The sequence below is a fragment of the Acanthopleuribacter pedis genome, assembly GCF_017377855.1.
Taxonomy (GTDB): domain Bacteria; phylum Acidobacteriota; class Holophagae; order Acanthopleuribacterales; family Acanthopleuribacteraceae; genus Acanthopleuribacter; species Acanthopleuribacter pedis.
In genome coordinates, this window is record NZ_JAFREP010000005.1 from 444,689 (window position 1) to 462,603 (window position 17,915).

11 protein-coding genes and 2 pseudogenes are annotated in these 17,915 nt (G+C 59.1%); 6 read left to right on the forward strand and 7 right to left on the reverse strand.

The features are described from left to right. Positions 1-16: 16 nt before the first annotated feature. A complete protein-coding gene (locus J3U88_RS08235) occupies positions 17-1,351 on the forward strand; it encodes a 3-deoxy-D-manno-octulosonic acid transferase (protein ID WP_207858204.1) in 1,335 nt (444 codons plus the stop codon). Between the two features lie 705 nt (positions 1,352-2,056). Here the strand turns inward: J3U88_RS08235 and J3U88_RS08240 are convergent. The 6 genes and pseudogenes from J3U88_RS08240 to J3U88_RS08265 form a co-directional block, all read right to left on the reverse strand. Beyond that, positions 2,057-2,623, reverse strand: coding sequence for an outer membrane beta-barrel protein (locus tag J3U88_RS08240; RefSeq protein WP_207858206.1), 567 nt, complete (start codon positions 2,621-2,623; stop codon positions 2,057-2,059). A gap of 287 nt (positions 2,624-2,910) precedes the next feature. Beyond that, positions 2,911-4,278 carry a chorismate-binding protein gene (locus tag J3U88_RS08245; protein ID WP_207858208.1) on the reverse strand — a complete coding sequence of 456 codons (1,368 nt, stop codon included), beginning with the start codon at positions 4,276-4,278 and terminating at the stop codon, positions 2,911-2,913. 19 nt (positions 4,279-4,297) lie between these two features. Then, positions 4,298-5,266, reverse strand: coding sequence for a polyprenyl synthetase family protein (locus J3U88_RS08250; protein ID WP_207858210.1), 969 nt, complete (start codon positions 5,264-5,266; stop codon positions 4,298-4,300). Between the two features lie 233 nt (positions 5,267-5,499). Continuing rightward, complete coding sequence (locus J3U88_RS08255) at positions 5,500-6,093, reverse strand: LolA family protein (RefSeq protein WP_207858211.1); 594 nt, start codon at positions 6,091-6,093, stop codon at positions 5,500-5,502. A gap of 1,960 nt (positions 6,094-8,053) precedes the next feature. Continuing rightward, positions 8,054-8,629 (reverse strand): annotated as a pseudogene (locus J3U88_RS35265) (GTP-binding protein); the annotation flags it as partial. Between the two features lie 180 nt (positions 8,630-8,809). Continuing rightward, complete coding sequence (locus J3U88_RS08265; protein ID WP_207858213.1) at positions 8,810-9,241, reverse strand: hypothetical protein; 432 nt, start codon at positions 9,239-9,241, stop codon at positions 8,810-8,812. Between the two features lie 622 nt (positions 9,242-9,863). Between J3U88_RS08265 and trxB the strand changes: the two genes are divergently transcribed. Continuing rightward, positions 9,864-10,799: a thioredoxin-disulfide reductase gene (gene trxB, locus J3U88_RS08270; protein ID WP_207858214.1), complete on the forward strand. Its 936-nt coding sequence runs from the start codon at positions 9,864-9,866 to the stop codon at positions 10,797-10,799. 143 nt (positions 10,800-10,942) lie between these two features. Here trxB and J3U88_RS08275 read toward each other — a convergent pair whose 3' ends face one another. Next, on the reverse strand, positions 10,943-11,809 hold the full coding sequence (locus J3U88_RS08275; protein ID WP_207858215.1) for a hypothetical protein: 867 nt from the start codon (positions 11,807-11,809) through the stop codon (positions 10,943-10,945). Positions 11,810-11,842: 33 nt separating this feature from the next. Here J3U88_RS08275 and J3U88_RS08280 point away from each other — a divergent pair, with 33 nt between their 5' ends. The 4 genes and pseudogenes from J3U88_RS08280 to J3U88_RS08295 form a co-directional block, all read left to right on the forward strand. Beyond that, entirely contained in the window at positions 11,843-12,031 is a 189-nt protein-coding gene (locus J3U88_RS08280; RefSeq protein WP_207858216.1) for a hypothetical protein, read from the forward strand. A gap of 70 nt (positions 12,032-12,101) precedes the next feature. After that, complete coding sequence (locus J3U88_RS08285) at positions 12,102-16,448, forward strand: DEAD/DEAH box helicase (RefSeq protein ID WP_207858217.1); 4,347 nt, start codon at positions 12,102-12,104, stop codon at positions 16,446-16,448. Positions 16,449-16,718: 270 nt separating this feature from the next. Continuing rightward, a complete protein-coding gene (locus J3U88_RS08290) occupies positions 16,719-17,279 on the forward strand; it encodes a DUF7010 family protein (RefSeq protein WP_207858219.1) in 561 nt (186 codons plus the stop codon). Positions 17,280-17,379: 100 nt separating this feature from the next. Continuing rightward, positions 17,380-17,718: pseudogene (locus tag J3U88_RS08295) on the forward strand (Lhr family helicase); the annotation flags it as partial. Positions 17,719-17,915: the final 197 nt, after the last annotated feature.

Here is a 17,915-nt window from a genome sequence, read left to right on the forward strand (position 1 = left end):
CGGGTGGGAGGAAAATTTGGGTAAGAAACAATCGGCGTCGCGCGGCGGGTTCGCATCGACCGCATGGCGTTTGGTTTATCAGGGACTGGCGAGCGCGGTTTTTGTGATTGCCCTGGTTGTTTACCCGTTGTTGCGTCTTTTTAAGCCGGCGACCGCGGCCTGGATCATCCAACGACTCCTGCCGCAACCGCTTTCCTTTCAGCCCGTTCTTTGGCTGCATGCCGTGAGCCTCGGCGAAGCCAAGCTCGCCCTCTCGCTGCTCCAGCGTTTGCCGGAAGCCGCTCGGGAACAGGTGCTCCTTACCGCCACGACCCAAACCGGTTACGACTTTTTCGCGGCGCGCGCCGCCCCGCACCAACTCCGCTACCTTCCCTGGGATCTCGCCTGGTGTTACCGGCGATTGTTTTCCGGCTGGACCCGACCCGACGTGGTTTTGGTGGAAACCGAGATTTGGCCGAACCTGTTTTTCTCAACCCGAAAAGCGGACGCCCGTTTGTTCATTGTTAACGGTCGGCTTGGTCCCAAAACCTTGCGTTACCGCCACAACGCCCTGCTGCGCCGGGTGATGACCCATTGCACCGGTGTCGCCGCGCGCGGGAAGCTGGACGTCGCGCGCTTTGCCGCTTTCGGGTTGCCCGCCGCGCGTATGTGCGTGACCGGCAACATGAAATTTGACCTCAAAGCGCCGCCGCTCGCCAAGGCCGGTGTCCTGCACCAATGGTTACAGCAGCCCGGCCCCTTGTTTGTGTTCGCCTCGATCAGCACCGATGAGGCCGCCATGCTGGCACCGGCCGTCTCCTTTCTTTTGCACCGCTTCCCCGAGGCCCGCGTGCTTTGGGCACCGCGACATCTCGAAGATTTACCGCAACACCTGACGGCGCTTGCGGCCGATGCGCCCCGCCCGCGCGGTTCCTTAACCGAGCAAACGGTTGCCGAGCCGCGTTTGTTGGTGCTCGATACCTTTGGTGAATTGGCGTCCTGCTACCGTTTTGCCACGCTCAGTTTAATCGGCGGCAGTTTTAACCGCCGCGGCGGCCAAAATTTTCTTGAGTCGCTTCAAGCCGGCACCCCGGCGCTGATGGGACCTTCCACGGAAAATTTTCGCCATGAGGTCGCGGAAGCGCTGGCGGTCCACGCGATTCAAATAATTCCTAGGGCGGATCTGGTCGGCGAGACCTTGGCCGGTTTGGTGCGTGATCCGGCGCGTTTGCAAGCCATGGCCACCCAGGGCATGGATTTCCTCGCCAAACACCAAGGCGCGGTCGACCGCACCCTGGCTTTCCTGGAAGCCTCCTTGCGCGAGCGACCCGCGGCGATCCTCTTTAAGGATGAAGGCACGCCGGCGCCTTAATCCGCATCTAGGGTGTTTGGATGGGGTTGGCATTCGTTATTCATCAGGATGGGGCGAGGGTGTGCGATTGTACGTGGTGTTGGTATCCGGTTATTTCTTAGGATATTAGGATAAAATGAGGATGGGCGATAGCGGGTAGCCTGCTTGGTGGTGTGAATTGCGCCTTTGATGAGGTACGGGCGTTTGAGCCTTAGTGTATGTTGCATGCAGGCGACCGCCGCGGTTGAGAACGTGCCGTTGGCAGAAAATGATACCTAAACCCGAACGGGGCCGCGGTTACGCCAAACATTAAATCCCCAACCAGACCAACGAAGTGACGGCACCATCCGCGGCGGAAACCTTTCAAAAAAGGGGAGACAGGCAGCATCGCCCATCTTCATGGCATCCCAATATCATGTGAAAAAAACAGGCGAAGTGACGGTGCCATCCGCGGCGAACCCTGTCAAAAAGGGAATCTTCGCCAAATCGCCCCCCAGAAGCAGCGTGAGAAACCCCGTCTGTTATTTAACCTGTGAAGCACTGAAGCCAATAGGTTTGGCTCAAATTAGCGCGCGTTATCGTGCTTTTTAGGTCTAACCCGCATTTCTCGCGGCGAATCCTTGTGCGCAGTGCGGGCTAGCCAAAAAACGACGGCGGGTTGGGGGGGACCTTGTTGTGGTCCCATCCCAACCCGCCGTTGTTGTTTATTGTGGTGAAAAAAGGAGGCTAGAAATGCCAGCCCGCGGTTACCAGAAACGACATTAAATCCGTGTCGTCGAGGTTGTCGAGCGTGTCAACCGCGCTGCTTTCCAGTGCATCCGGGGTATAAAGGATTTTGCCCTGAATGCTGAGTTTGTCAAAAAACATCGCACCCGCGCCCACCTCGAAGCCGGTTTCGTTATCCACGATTTCCAGTTCGATGTTGTCCTTGTCCATATTGGTGCGGTTGAGGCCGACCTGTAGGAAGAAGGTGGTGCCGAGGGGGTAAAACAGCAGGTCGGCCGAAATGATGTTTTCCACATCAATGTCGGTACCACCGAAGCGGTCTTCGCCCAGGATATCGTTGTAGCGACCGGAACTGTCGATAATCAGGCCTTCCAGCTTTACCGCCACCGCGGTGAATTTAAATTGAATGTTGGCGCCGAACGCCAAGCCATTGTCGTTGTCGTCCAAACCTTTGTTCGGTGAGTACATGCCGCCCAACACCCCGAAGGTGAGACCACCCGCCTGAAGCGGCGCGGCCGAAAACGCGAATAACAAGCCCAGCATGCAGATAAGGGCTGATCGTGACATAGATGCCTCCATCCTAGATCGTGTCTTGAGTCCATAAACGAAAATAAGCATTCACGGGCCGCATCGCCCAAAACACGGGCTGAGGCGATGCGGATGGGTCGCCCATACCGCCGTGGGTTTCCGGTTGGAACCTCGCGGATCGCACCCTCGCGGGCGCACCTAAGCAAGTGGTGGGGGACCCTGACCGGGACGGGAAGAGCGGACGGCTCTTACAGCGACCCCGTGCCGAAGAAACAGCAGCGTTTTCAAATCGCGCTCATTCTAGCGCACATCGGCGCGGCTCGGGATTAAACCTCGATGTTGAGTGCTTCCATCAGCGCCGCGCATTTGTGCCGGGTTTCCAAGTACTCCGCGGTTTGGTGGGAGTCGGCGACAATGCCGCCGCCCGCGTGGAAGCAAATGTGGCGGTCTACCTGGATAATGGTGCGAATCAAAATGTTGAGATCGAGGTTGCCGTCGCCGCCGATGTAACCCATTGCACCAGTGTAGGGGCCGCGCTTTTCTCGCTCCAATTCGGCCAAGGTCTGCATGCAGGAGATTTTGGGGGCGCCCGTGATGGTGCCGCCGGGAAAAACCGAGGCGATGAGTTCCCAAACGTCGGCGGTTTCGGCAAGGTTCGCCTCGACTTGGGAGACCAAGTGGTGAACGTGGGAGTAGGTTTCAATCACCGCGAACTCTCGTACCTGTACGCTGCCCGCGCGGGCGACGCGGCCCAAATCGTTGCGAATCAAGTCCACCAGCATCAAGTGTTCCGCCTGTTCCTTGGCGCAGCTGGTCAGGTGATCCCGTGCTTTTTGATCCGCGGCGGGGTCGTGGGGATAGCGGGGTTGGGTGCCCGCGATGGGGCGCGCGCTGATGAAATTACCGCGTTTCTCCACCAGCCGTTCGGGTGAACCCGAGAGGACCCAGTAATCAAAGAAACGAAAAATCCCCATGAAGGGACTGGGGTTGCGTGCGCGCAGCAGGCGGTAGGTTTCCGTCGGGGCTTGGTTGGTGGGCCTGCAAAAACGTTGGGAAAGATTGGCTTGGTAAAAGTTGCCCTCGTAAATATGGTGTTGTACCGTTTTAATTTTTTCGCCGTAGCGTTGTTCCGATTCGCGCCAGCCGGTGGGGACCTCGTTGTTGTGGAAGGCGGTGAAGCGCCCCTGGATCCTGAAGGTCTTTTCGGGCGATAGTGCCTGAGCCGAAAGGGTTTGGGTGGTGCGGTCGTACGTTTGCAGATGATCGCAAAGCAGCCACACCGCCTGAGCCTCGTGCCAAAGGGGGTGGGGCAGGTCGGGTCGAATGTCGGGGTTAAAGGCCTCGTAGGTGATGAGGGGGAGGAGCGCCGCGTGGCCCCAGTCGTCCTTGCCGTGAAACGCGGCCAGCCAATCGGCAAAAGCGCCAGGGGTGATTTGGCGCGGGGTTTCATCGGGTAAATAAAGGTAAAAGTGGTCGGCGAACTGGAGAAAAACGGCTAGGGTGTTGCCGCTTAAATAACTGAAGCGACCGCGTTCGTGGCGGGGCCCGGCCGAGTCGAGAAATGCGGCCGCGGCGCGTTGTTCCACCTGTTGCAGCGCGTAGGCGGTGAAGGCGGCCTCGGGGAGTTGGGTCGGTTGCAGCGGCTCGCGGGCGGCGCGAAGGCAGGCCGCACGACAGGCATCGAGAACGTTCACACGATGGTCCGGGTTGCGATTATTTATGGCGTTGCAAGAGTTGCAGCGGCATGGTGGTCAGAATATGCCAAATGGGGTTGGGTTCGAAACCCTGGAGCGCGGTGACGGCTTTTTCGGCGTAGTCGCGGGCCAGTTCCCAGGATTGTTTGAGGTGATCGCTTTCCTGAATCCGGGTAACCAGTTCGGGCGGAAGGGTTTCTTCCTTTTCCTCCCAGAATTGGTGGATTTGGTCGCGAATCGTGCCGTCGTCTTCCGCCAACATGCGGATCAGCGGCAGGGTGACCTTGCCCTCGCGCAGGTCTTGCAGGACCGGCTTGCCCAGCACATCCTCGCTGCCGGTGTAGTCCAGCAGGTCGTCGATAAGTTGGAACGAAACGCCCAGGTTGAAACCGTATTCAAACAGCTTTTCGGTTTCCTCGGGGGTTCGTTCGGCGATCATGCCGGCCGCTTTGGTGGTGCCGGCGAACAGGTAGGCCGTTTTGCGTTTGAGGACGTCGAAGTAGGTGTCTTCGCTGATGGTGCTGTCGTAGTTAATTTTGTACTGGAGCAGTTCGCCTTCGATCATGCGTTCGGAAACCCAGGTGATGGTGTGCAGTACGTCCAAACGGCCCGTTTCAATCGCGGTTGAGTGGGCTTTGGTGTAGAGCAAATCGCCGTACAGGACGGTGATGGTGTTGTCCATCACATGGTTCAGCGTATTCCGGCCGCGACGGGTTTGGGCCTCGTCGATGATGTCATCGTGAATCAGGGTCGCCGTATGGATCAGTTCGAAAACCGCGCCAAAAAGGGGCGCATCGTCGCCCGCGTAATTCAGCATTTTACAACACAAGACTAAAAGCTTTGGTCTCAGGCGTTTGCCAGGACTGGCCATGATCCGTTCGTTTAATTCGGCAAGGAAAGGATGATCGGTTCCCAGAATTCGGGTCATCTCGCGATCCAACCCTTCCATCTCAGGAGCAACCAATTCAGCAATGTGTGACCCGTTCAAGTTATCGCACCAACCTGGTTTGTTACCACTTCTTATCGGACGCGAGCATATTAGCACACCTCGCGGATAACGAGCACATTATTCAGAACAAAGGGGGAGCGGTGGTCTTTGGGATCGATTTTTTAGCGTTTAAAGGTCATGCTTTAATGGGTTTGTGGATAGGTGTGGCGGACGGGGGCTAATTCCTGTTTTCCCCGACTGCTGCTTAACACGTTCAATTTATAAGGGGGTTGCTAAGGGACCACAAAGGTTGTTGCCGGGAAACTGTCGCGTTTCTCAATTTGCTTGAACCAAAAACGGGTGCCTTCGCCGTCTTCAAACAAAATATCGAGGTACTTGGGACGGCAATCGGCGCCCAATTCCAATTCAATGAGGTAGTCACCGCCGCCGCGCGGCGCCAGTTGGTAGCTTTTGCTGTCGAGGCTGTTGCCGTTGCGCACGATGAAGTAGGTGGTGAGCTTTTCTCCGTAAAGTAACAAGCGTACCAGCGGCTGACTTTGGATATCGCTTTGCGGGGTGCGGGTTTCGGTGTCGGCCATTTCATCGCGTTCGTAGCAGGTGACCCCGTCCCAAATCACGTGTTTGCGTTCGCCCTGCCGGTAATCCATGCGCATTTTGCCGGGGCGTTCTACCTTGAGCATGCCGGTTGCCAAGGTGGGGTCGAAAAAATCGCTGTAGGTCTCCTGTTTGAACTCCGTTTCGAAACGGTTGAGTTCAGACAGGGCTTGCTGCAAACACTGCATTTTTTTGGGGCTGACTTGTGCCGTGGCGGCCGCCGAACCGAACACCAATGCGACGAGAAGACACAACAGACGTGCCGTGTTCATGCCGGGCTCCTTTTCCAAGTGACGAAAATATAAGGGTTTGTGTCGTTGGCGAACGGAGATGTCCACCGCGACCGGTTAGACTGTAGCAAGCATCATACCGGCCGCATGAGCACCCTTATTTGGTTTTGATGTCCAGCGTCATACGGACTTGGAAGGTGCCGGGCTCCAGCTCCATGGCGTTTACTTTCAACAGCTCGGTGTGAATGACGTTTTCGTCTTCATCCAGAAAGACACAGTTGAGTTGAGCGTTGGTGAAATCGGCGGGCACTTCCACCTGGAACTTCTCCAGCTTGGCTTTTTTCTTTTCGCCGCCGCCGGTGCTGCCCAGACCGCCCAGCAAACTGTCGACCGATTTGCGTTTGCTTTTGCCCTTGGTGCGGATGCCGGCGGTGAGCGAGTTGAGATCGTCCAGACCGGAACTTTTGCTTTTTTTCTTTTTCGATTTGGTGGTGAGGTCCGGTTCCGCGGCGGGCGCGGGTGTGGGCTCGCTTGGAGGTTCCGGCTCGGGAGCGGTTTCCGCCGCCGCGGCCGGTTCTTCGGGTGCGGCTTCCGCGACGGGAGCGGGTTCGGGTTGCGTGGGAGCGGTTTCTGTAACCGGTTCGACGGGTGTGGCTTCTGCAGCCGGTTCAGCTTCTGCCATCGGCTCTGGCTCTGTGACGTTCGCGCCGGCTTGAATATCGACCGAACCGCCATCGGCGGAAGCCATGTTGCTTGCTTCCTCGGTTGGTGCCGCGACGGTTTCTACCGGATCGGCTTCAACGGCCGCGCTGAAATCGCCGTCTTCAACGACCATGGGTTCGGGATCCGCGTCGGGTTCCCGTTCGGTCACCGTGGGGAGGGCGTCTTCTTCGCCGGCCAACCCAGGTGGTTCTTCCTCGTTCGAGGTAAAGGTGCTTACCTCGATGGTTGCGCTGGGATCACTGAGTTCACCGAATTGGTCTTTCGAGAAGGTGTCGGGATGAACGTCGGCGTCGAGTTGAATGGTGTCGGCCGCGGAGGGGTTCACCGGGTTTTCCTCAATGGAAATCGAGGCTTCACTGCTCATATCGTGACTGGGAAAGGCGTCCAGTTCGTTGTGAACGAGCGGTGGTGGATCGCCATCCTTCAGATCGGGGTGAACGTCTGCAAACGAGGGTGGGCCGAGATTGACTTCCATTTCCAGCGGAGTCCCGCCGGCGCCGGCTGTTTCGTGTTCCTCGAAGACCGATTCGTCGAAGGTGAGTTCGGCGTCGTCCTCGGGGGGCATGAGTTCGCCGTTATCGTCGGGAGACGGCGTCAGTTCGGCACGAATGGTTTCGAGATCGTCCTCGCCGGCGAATTCGTCTTCAAATTCAATGGACTGATCCTCGTAGGGATCATCACCGAGCAGGTCGTTGTTTTGGTTTTTGGCGGCGACCGCGGCTTCGGCCTCGGCCGCGACATTGTCCAATTCGGCGAAATCGCTGTCGGACAGATCGCCGTCCACCGCGGCGGCGAGGGGATCGGCCGCGTCTTGGCTGTCGCCCGCGCTCACTTCAAGCGGACCGCTGGTTTCCAGTAGGGCGTCGTTGCCGCCTGTATCCAAGAGGGCTTCACTGCCGCTCAGCGAGGCGTCGTCGATGTCGATATCGTTGAATTCGTCGAGGTCGAGTGATTCATCCGCGAGGCTGTCGTCCTCCGGGAAATCCAAATCAAAGCTGTCCAGCGTGTTTTCCCGAACCGTTTGGATTTGGCCTTCCTGATCGGGGCGTAACACTTCCGCGCCGTGCAGGCTAACATCCGGCAGGCTTTCGCTTGTTTCCGGGTGGGCGTCGGGGGTTGGCGCGGGGACCGAGGTGGGTTTTACTTCCTCGTTGGGTGTGCCCGGGTAGGTGTCAAAGGACACGTTTTTGGGCATTTCGTTTTTGGGCGCGGGTTCGCTACCGCGCACCTGCAATTTGGGTTTCTCTTTTTTGACCGGCTCTTGACCGGTGGCTTTGTCGCGCAATTTGAGCAGCGTTTGTTTGGAAACCTCTTTCAGCGTCTCAAAAACGCCGACCCCTTGCAGCGCGGCGGCTTGTACGTAGGGCCGGCCCAGCGGGTTAAGCGATTCATTCAACTCCTCGACCGAGGCAATGTTGGGTAGATCCCGTTTGTTGTACTGGTAAACCAGGGGGATGTCGTCGAGGTCGAGGCCCATCTCGGCCAAATTTTCCTGAAGGTTCTCGAAGCTGTCCACATTGGCGTCGAACATGGGTTTCTGAGAGTCGGCCACGAACACGATGCCGTCAACACCGCGCAAAACCAACTTCCGCGTTGAGTTGTAAAAAACCTGACCGGGTACCGTGTAAAGTTGAAATTTTGTTTTAAAACCGCCGACCACACCGACGTCCATCGGCAACAAGTCAAAGAAAAGGGTACGGTCGGTTTCTGTCTCCAGGCTCACCATTTCGCCACGCGATTTGGGGGACGTTTTCTTGTAAATCTCTTTTAGGTTCGTCGTTTTACCGCAGAGGCCTGGGCCGTAAAATACGATTTTGGCAACCATTTGCATGGTAGAGTAGTTCAAGAATACCATTCAGAAAGCTCCTCTATGGACCTGGGGACAATGATTGCCACAGCATAGCATAGGCATTCCGCTAGAACCAATCACGGGATACAAAAAAGGCGCCCAAAAGAAACCGGTCGCCGTGTTGCTAAAACCCTGGGAGCGTTAGGCCCCGAGCCGACCGGGCCTCGACCGCAACCGCGCACTGATTCAACGCCGATTGCGGTTTTCCTCGACGTGAATGCGCACCGGACGCGATTTGTATTTTCCGTTGTTTATGCTTGCTTTGACCCGGTAATTCCCGGCTTTGAGAAAATCATAGGTAAAGTGGAAAAAAGCGTCGTTGTTGGCTTCTTCATCCTGGTAGTTGTAGCTTTCCTGGGCGATTTCCTTGTGGTACGAGCCGGGGCCGTCGATGATCCACACCACCTCGCGCACTTCTTCCGCGATCGTGGTTTCTTCCGTTTCCAGATAACCCGAGAACTCCACATAGAGGGGTTCGATGCCCCGTCGCACGTCGGCGGTGATGATCAACTGGACCGGTGATTGGTCGAAGACATCCGCATCCGTTTTTTTCTGGTTACACGCCCAGGTGGCGAGGACCGCGGTCAGGATCGCGGTCCGCAAGATCGCACGTTTCATGATTCCCCCTTGAACCGTCACCGGTGTTGTTCGCAAAAAGGTGTCGCGGCGCGCAACGACCGGCGGTCGCTACGGCATGGGCCCCTCACTCGGGGCGCGGCGAACACGTTTAGGTGACAAACCCATTAAAACCCAAAAAACGCCGAGCCGGGACCGGATATTCCCCGAATGCCACGCTGCGCCGGCGCTGGGTCTCCTTTTTATACGCGTGAAGGCGGGCGGTCGCCCATCCCGCAAGGGTTTTTCACCGCTGGATGTGTCCACGACCGAACCACCGCCCAAGGGCATTAAACCTAAGAAGCGCGATAACTCGCGGCGATTTTGGCTAAACCTCTGGGCTACAACGGCCTGTAAAAATGCTCACCGCACCTAACGGGTGCGGTCGTGCGCGACCCCGGTCCGCTTTTTCCAAGCCATTTCGCTCCAGATCTTTAGCCAAAATCCCTCGCTTCAGCGCTTCTTAGGTTAAATCCGTCGTAAAACCTTTGTCCCACCCGTTTCTTGCTTCCTTCCACCCGCTGTCTGGTATTCGCCCGTGCTTTTCGTCATAATAAGCCCCTTACGACAGGCCCGCGCTTCACCGAAGGCCGGGCCGACCACCAACCAACTTTAGGAGATGGCAATGACGACGCATCGCAAAGTGATCATCGTAGGATCCGGGCCCGCCGGATTAACCGCGGCCTTGTACGCGGCTCGCGCGGATTTGGAACCTCTCGTGTTCGAAGGTCTGCAACCTGGCGGCCAGCTCACCATTACGACCGATGTCGAGAATTATCCCGGTTTCCCCGACGGCGTGATGGGACCGGAAATGATGGAACTGTTCCGCAAGCAAGCACAGCGCTTTGGTGCACAGTGCGAGGTTGAGTTTGTCGAAAAAGTTGAAATGAATGCAGCCCCGCCACACCGCGTTTGGGTCGGTGACGACGAATACACCTGCGATGCGCTGATTTTGGCGACCGGTGCCACGGCCAAGCTGTTGGGTCTGGAAAATGAGACGGCCTTGATGGGGCGCGGGGTTTCGGCCTGTGCCACCTGCGACGGCTTTTTCTTCCGCGGCAAAGAAGTCGCCGTGGTCGGTGGCGGTGATACCGCCATGGAAGAAGCTTCCTTCCTGACCAAGTTCGCCAAAAAAGTGACCGTCATCCACCGCCGCGAGGAATTGCGGGCCTCCAAGGTCATGCAACAACGCGCCTTTGACAATCCCAAAATCGACTTCATTTGGAACGCCCAGGTGGCCGATGTGAAGGGCACCGTGGAAACCGGTATCCAGGGATTGGTTTTAGAAGACACCCAAAACGGCGAAACCCGCGACATGCCGATTGAAGGTTTGTTTGTCGCCATCGGCCACAAACCGAACAGCGAGTTGTTCCAGGGCCAACTGGAAATGGACGACGTGGGTTATGTGATTACCAAACCCGATTCAACCGCGACCGCCATCCCCGGCGTTTTTGCCTGTGGCGACCTGCAGGACGCCGTTTATCGCCAAGCCGTCACCGCGGCCGGCACCGGTTGTATGGCCGCCATCGAAGCCGAGCGTTTCCTCGCCGAGCACGAGTAGGGTCGTCTAACCCAAACACCGGTTTGTTTTGAAACAAAAAAAGCCCCGAGATTGCGGTTCTGATCTCGGGGCTTTTTTTCTTTAGCTCGCATTTTTCACGAGGATTTGTTGCGAGAAGCAGAAAACCTTGTGAGAGATGCGGGTTAGGAATGCTGCTCACCGTGGCGCAATGCCGGCAGCCAGGCCAGGCGTCGTGCCGTGTGTTCCAGGAATTTTTTGAGCTTGCTCTGACTGTGGCGTGGGGGATGGGTGCTTTCTAAAAGCAGGAGCGCCACGCATTTGCGGCTGACGGGATCGCGGACGCGCAAGCAGGCGAACAGGCGCGGTTGCATGCGGCCGGGTTGGGTTTCGGCGCGGGCGCGGTAGCGTTGGTGCAGCGTCGTGCGGTAGGCCGCGGTGTGCGCGGCCGGCAAGTCGCCGTCGAAATGCCAGCCGTGTTGCCAGGCCGCGAGCAATAGCGTCGCCGGCGGTTGTACCGGCGATAGGTGGGCCTGGCGGCTGTAAACCGGGTTGCTGCTGTTGCTGTAAAGCGCGGTAAAGGAGGCGGGTTCTCCCTCGATAAAGCGCGGTTCGAGGAGCGTGACACGGTGATGAATGTGGCCGTGTTCGTCGTGGCCGAGGGCTTCCATCAGTTCATGCCGACAGTGCTCCAGGAAACCCAAGATGAACTGTTGTCGTCGGGTCTCCCGTTGTTCCCGTTGTTGCTGTGCGTGGGTTGTGGTGGCGAGCTGCTTGCGAAGCCTTTGGTTTTCAAGGGTGAGGCGGTGCTGTTCGCGGATTTCCACCGCGATGCCGACAAAACCGGCCAGCAACAGCCAGGATGTGAGCGTGGCGAGGTCATTGGGGAGGAAGGCCGGCCACCAGCTTTGCTGGGGGAAGGCACGGCTTTGCGCCCAAAACACGGGCAGCGCCGAGATCAGCACACCCGCGCCGTAGCTGAGGAACACCGCCGCGCGGCGCAGGGGTTTGTGGGTTAGGAAAAGGAGCAATCGGAGCAGGGGTCGGACCATCGCATTCACCAGTCATCAATCAATGACCCAGCGATGGACCAACGCTCGGAAACTTTCGTCTGGGTGGGCGATGATCAAGGTGCGCCGGATCAGAGCTTGGCCGGGCTCTGGTTTTATGGATCGAAGTTTGATCTTGGTTCGTTTGCGATGCCGGGTTTCTTCCTCTGCATCGGGGAATCGGCTACATCCACCAAGTGGTATGATGAAATTCCGAATTTTTAACACCTCGGGTTTCCCGCCCATTAATTAAGGATAGCGATCCGTTTTCGGGGAACTCCCAAGGAGGCCGGTGATGTCTGAATCCAACGTGGTTTCCGATCCCACGACAGCCGCCTTCCATCCGGCTGTTGCCGCCTGGTTCGCGCGGGCGTTTGATGGGCCGACCGCCATCCAGCAACGCGGCTGGCCCCTGATTCGCGACCGTGCCAATGTGCTGATGGCCGCGCCGACTGGGTCCGGCAAAACGCTGGCCGCTTTTTTGGCCGTGATCGACCGTTTGTTCCGCGACCAAGCGGAGGGCCGCCTCGAAAACGAAACGCGTGTGGTCTATGTCTCGCCCCTGCGCGCCCTCAGCCACGACATCCACCGCAACCTCACCGAACCCTTGGCCGGCATTCAAGCCGCCGCTGCATCAGCGGGGCTGGATGTGGCCGCCCTAACCAAAGCGGTGAGGACTGGTGATACCTCCGCCCGCGAGCGCCGGCTGATGGTGCAAAAGCCGCCGCACATCCTCGTCACCACGCCGGAATCACTGTATCTGCTGCTCACCGCCAAGTCCGGTCGCAATATGTTGCACACCGTGGACACCGTGATTGTGGATGAGATCCACGCCCTCGCCGACAACCGCCGCGGCAGCCATCTCACTCTCAGCCTCGAACGCCTGGCCCATCTGTGCGCACGGCCGTTGCAGCGCATCGGTTTGTCCGCCACGCAAAATCCCATGTCCGAGGTGGCGCGGTTCCTGGTCGGGCCCAACCGCGATTGCCGCATTATCGACGAGGGCCACCTGCGTCGCCTCGATTTGGCCTTGTGCTTGCCCGATTCACCGCTTGAGGCCGTGATGTCGGCCGAGGTGTGGATGGAAATCTACCGCCAACTCGCCGAACTGATTGAGGACCACCGCACCACCCTGATTTTTGTGAATACGCGCCGTTTGGCCGAGCGGGTGACCTTCAATTTAAAGAACTTGCTCGGTGGCGAGGCGGTTGCCGCGCACCACGGCAGCATGGCCGCGGAGAAACGGCTGTCCGCCGAGGCGCGGCTCAAAGAAGGATCGCTCAAGGCGCTGGTGGCCACGGCTTCTTTGGAGCTCGGCATCGACATTGGCTCCGTGGACCTCGTTTGCCAACTGGGCACGCCCCGAACCATTTCGGCTTTTTTACAGCGTATCGGTCGTTCCGGTCACCACCTGGGCGGGGTGCCCAAGGGGCGTTTGTTCCCGCTGAGTCGCGATGAACTGGTTGAAGGTGTCGCCATGTTGGCCGCCGTGAAGCGCGGTGAGCTGGACAAACTCATCATGCCGCCGCACCCGCTGGACGTGTTGTCGCAACAAATTGTCGCCACCTGTGCCGACGGCGAATGGGACGCCGACGCCTTGTTTGCCCTCTGTCGCGAGGCATACCCCTACCGCGATTTGGATCGCCGCGATTTTGAGAAGGTAGTGGTGATGCTGGCCGACGGGATTACCACCAAACGCGGCCGCCGCGGGGCCCACATTTTTTATGATCGGGTCAACGGGACCTTGCGCGCCCGCAAAGGCGCGCGGCTCGCGGCCATCACCTCCGGCGGCGCCATCCCCGACCTCGCCGATTACCAGGTCGTGCTCGAGCCCGGCAACACCATCATCGGTACCCTCAACGAAGATTTCGCCGTGGAAAGCATGCCCGGCGACGTGTTCCAACTGGGCAATCAATCCTGGCGTATCCGCAAGGTGGATATCGGCAAAGTCTTTGTGGAGGATGCCCAAGGCGCACCACCTTCCATCCCGTTTTGGTTTGGTGAAGCGCCCAGTCGCGGGATTGAATTTTCCGCCGCCGTCGCCCGGCTGCGCCGCGAAGCCCAGACCCACCTGGAAAACCCTGAAGCTTTCGCCGCTTGGTTGTCGCCGCTCCATGTGCCGCAACCCGCGCTGGACCAGTTGTTTGCTTACTTCGCCGCGACCTACAAAGCGCTTGGGGTGATTCCTTCGCAGGATCAGTTGGTGATCGAACGATTTTTTGACGCCTCGGGTGGCATGCAGCTCGTCATTCACGCACCCTTCGGCTCGCGCTTGAACCGGGCCTGGGGTTTGGCCCTGCGCAAACGATTCTGTCGCAGCTTTAACTTCGAGTTGCAAGCCGCCGCAACCGAGGACGCCATCGTGTTGTCCCTGGGCCCCAAACACGCTTTCCCGCTCGACGGCGTCTTCGATTACCTCAGCCCCAAAAGCGCGCGCACCGTGTTGGTGCAGGCCTTACTCGACGCGCCCATGTTCCAAACCCGCTGGCGCTGGAACGCCACCCGTGCCCTGGCCATGCTGCGCATGCGTGGCGGCAGACGGGTGCCCGCGCAGCTCCAGCGCATGGAAGCCGAGGATTTGATTGCCATCGTGTTTCCCGATCAATTGGCATGCCTGGAGAACATCGCCGGGGATCGCGAGGTGCCGGACCACCCGCTGGTCAGCCAGACCATCGAAGATTGTTTGTTTGAGGTGATGGACGTCGGCGGCTTGGAGCAGTTGCTCATCAAACTCCAAAACAACGAGATCGAAAAAATTGCCGTCGACGTGCCCGAACCCTCGCCCATGGCGCACGAGGTGCTCAACGCCAAACCCTACGCCTTTTTGGACGACGCCCCGCTGGAAGAACGCCGCACCCAGGCCGTGCAATTGCGGCGCGGTCTCGACCTAACCCAAATCATTCCCGCCGGTTTCATGGACGAAAGCGCCGTGGACGCCGTGGTGGAGCAGGTTTGGCCGCAACCGGAATCAACCGATGAAATGCACGAGGCCTTGGTGATGCTCGGCGCCCTGGGCGACGACGAAATCGCGGAACAACCCGAGGCCGGTCGGTGGCGGGCTTTTCTCGACGATTTGGTGGCGACCGGACGTGTCACTCGCGCTCGGATCGACGGACCCGACCGACCGTGGGAACCGTGGACCGCCGTGGAACGCCTCCCGCTGTGGCGTACGCTCTTCCCAGACATGACCTGCACCCCGGCGCTCGATTTGCCGGAAATTTTGGCGCAAGACTGGGAAAGCCACGACGCGCGCGTGGACTTACTGCGCGGTCGCCTCGAACTATGCGGCCCCGTGACCGTCGCCCTGTTGCAGCGCCGTTTCCCTTTTAGCGCGGACGATTTGGACGCGGCCTTCCTCGCCCTGGAAGGGGAGGGCATGGTCCTGCGCGGTGCTTTCGACCCACGCCTCGAGGGCGGCCAATGGTGCAACCGCCGCATCTTGGCCCGCATCCACCAGCGCACCCTGCAACGCTTGCGCGCCGAGATCCAACCCGTCGGGGTCGCCGACCTAATGCGCTTCCTGTTCGACTGGCAACACCTGAGCCGCGAACACAAGGTGCGTGATCTAGAGGGTTTGGAAGACGTTCTGCTGCAACTGGAAGGGTTTGAAGCCGCGGCCGGCGCCTGGGAAAAACACATCCTGCGAACCCGCGCGGCGACCTACCTCCCCTCCTGGCTGGACCAATTGAGCCTGGGCGGCAAGGTGAGTTGGGGGCGCCTCAAAGGCCCGCAAACCGCCGGCGACAAACCCTTTCGTTCCGGCCCGCTGCGCACCACGCCGATCACCTTTTTCTACCGCGGCAACGAGGACATTTGGCGCGCCCCACCCCGCCACGACCTCAAACTGTCCGGCTATGCCCGCGAGGTCCATGAAATCCTCGAACGGAGCGGCGCCGTCTTTTTCAACGACCTCGTCAAGCAGGCGGGCCTGCTGGCGACCCAGGTCGAAATGGGCCTGGGCGAGCTGGTCGCACTGGGAATGGTAACCTCAGACAGCTTCGCGGGTCTGCGCGCGCTCATTTCGCCCGCCAAGGACAAACCCAGCCTCACCACCACCGGCAATCCCGGATTCCGACGCCGTTACGGCGCCCGGCGTGCGCGCGGCGGCGGGGTGCAGGGCATCCAATTCGCGGGCCGTTGGACCCTACTGGCCGAACCCATGGGCGACGAGGGCGGTTTCGAGGAACGCGAGGAAGTGCTGGAATACCAAGCGCGTACGCTGCTACGCCGCTACGGCGTCGTCTTTCGAAAACTGCTTGAGCGCGAGAAGTTCGCCCCCAAGTGGCGCGACTTGCTCACCGTCTACCGCCGCATGGAGGCCGTGGGCGAATTACGTGGCGGCCATTTCGTTACCGGTTGCAGCGGCGAACATTTCGCCTTGCCGGAAGCGTTGGGCGGCCTGCGCGCCGTGCGCCGCCGCGACCCGGACGAGGAACTGGTGGTGGTCAACGCCTGCGATCCCCTCAACCTGTGCGGCATCCTGTTGCCGGGCGACGCGGTGGAGCGCCACCCCAAAAACCGCATCGTCTTCAAAAACGGCGAACCGGTGGCGGCCTGGGTCGGCGGCGAAAAAAGAAGTTTCGCCCACACCCAAACCATCGACGAAACCCAAGTGGATGCCCTAATCACCCCCCGAAAATAACGCGAACGCGGACGGTGCCGGGCGGCAACAGCAGGGTAAATTGCGCGACGCATCGATTCCATCGCATGGTGTTTCACGCCAAACACCGCCTATTCTCATGCCTTGGCCGCGCAAGATGACGCAAAATCCGGCGAAAGCGGGAACACGGCCTGTCCCCGCTTTCGCCGGATTGGTCTCTTTTTTATTAGCCGCATTCTTGTTATCCGCCCACCACCGAAGTGGGTGGCGGCACACCGCACGACGAACTCCCCGTTCTGAAGGAGCACCACCATGTCCCCCATGCACGCGCTGGACGATTTACAAAAAAGTTTGTGCCGCTTGACACAAAAAGGTGTGGCGATGCCGATTGCCGGCATCCCCTACTGGTTGGTCATGTTGCTGTTGGGTCAGCTTTTGGCGACACCCACCGCATCCTTGGTGATGATCCTCGGTCAAGCGGCTGTTTTTCCCGTCGGCTTGGGCATCTCCCGATTCTTGCGTACCCCGGATTTCTTCGCCAAGGACCATCCGCTTTCTACATTGGGCGGGTACCTTGCCGCAACCAATGGTTTGTTGTTACCCATTGCCGTGTTTGTTCACGAGCTCAACCCGGCCTGGACGCCGCTATTCATTGCCGTCACGGGCGGGGCTCACTTTCTCCCCTTCGCCTGGTTGTACCAAAGCCGGGGTTATATGGTGCTCTCACTGGGATTGGTCTTGGGCGCGGTCGTGGTGGCGATCACCGCCCACACCCAAGCCTACAGCGCCATTCCCGTCATCGCGATCACCGCGTCGCTTATCGGCGTCACCATGATCCGCGGCGAGTTGCGTCGGTTGTTCGGCCGGGGGTAACCGGCCAGGTTTCCGGGATTAACCAAAAAACTGGTTGAACTGGTCGGGGCATTGGCCCCGCCGGCGGAGCAGGTGATCGGCCAGAAGTCGCTACGGTTTCGTCTTTCGCAAACTGCTGGATCGCGTAAGGTTCGCCCCTAAATGGCGCGACCTGATCACCGTCTATCGCCGCATGGAAGGCGTGGGCGAATTACGCGGCGGTCATTTCGTCACCGGCTGCAGCGGCGAACATTTCGCCCTACCGGCAGCGTTGGGCGGGTTGCGCGCCGTACGCCGCCGCGACCCGGACGAGGAGTTGTTGGTGGTCAACGCCTGCGATTTCCTCAACCTGTGCGGCATCCTGCTGCCGTGCGATGCGGTGGAGCGCCGCCTCAAAAACCGCATCGTCTTCAAAAACGGTGAACCGGTGGCGGCCTGGGTCGCCAGCGAAAAAAGGTAAGCCTACCAACGAGCAGGCAAAAACGCGCCCTCGCTTCCTTTAAGCTAGAACCACGAGCCAACGCTAGATCAGGTTGAAGGTCTCGTGCTCATTGGCAAATGCATAGGGAAGCTGAAAGCCGCGGCCGTTGCGGATTCGCATAATCGTTTCCGACAGATACTTCTTCGGGTCGACACCGCATAAAGTGCAGGATACGC

Coding starts and splice junctions, on each gene's coding strand:
- J3U88_RS08240 (WP_207858206.1), bottom strand. CDS start 2,623: ATGTCACGATCAGCCCTTATCTGCATGCTGGGCTTGTTATTCGCGTTT.
- J3U88_RS08255 (WP_207858211.1), bottom strand. CDS start 6,093: ATGAACACGGCACGTCTGTTGTGTCTTCTCGTCGCATTGGTGTTCGGT.
- J3U88_RS08265 (WP_207858213.1), bottom strand. CDS start 9,241: ATGAAACGTGCGATCTTGCGGACCGCGATCCTGACCGCGGTCCTCGCC.
- trxB (WP_207858214.1), top strand. CDS start 9,864: ATGACGACGCATCGCAAAGTGATCATCGTAGGATCCGGGCCCGCCGGA.
- J3U88_RS08275 (WP_207858215.1), bottom strand. CDS start 11,809: ATGGTCCGACCCCTGCTCCGATTGCTCCTTTTCCTAACCCACAAACCC.
- J3U88_RS08280 (WP_207858216.1), top strand. CDS start 11,843: ATGGACCAACGCTCGGAAACTTTCGTCTGGGTGGGCGATGATCAAGGT.
- J3U88_RS08285 (WP_207858217.1), top strand. CDS start 12,102: ATGTCTGAATCCAACGTGGTTTCCGATCCCACGACAGCCGCCTTCCAT.
- J3U88_RS08290 (WP_207858219.1), top strand. CDS start 16,719: ATGTCCCCCATGCACGCGCTGGACGATTTACAAAAAAGTTTGTGCCGC.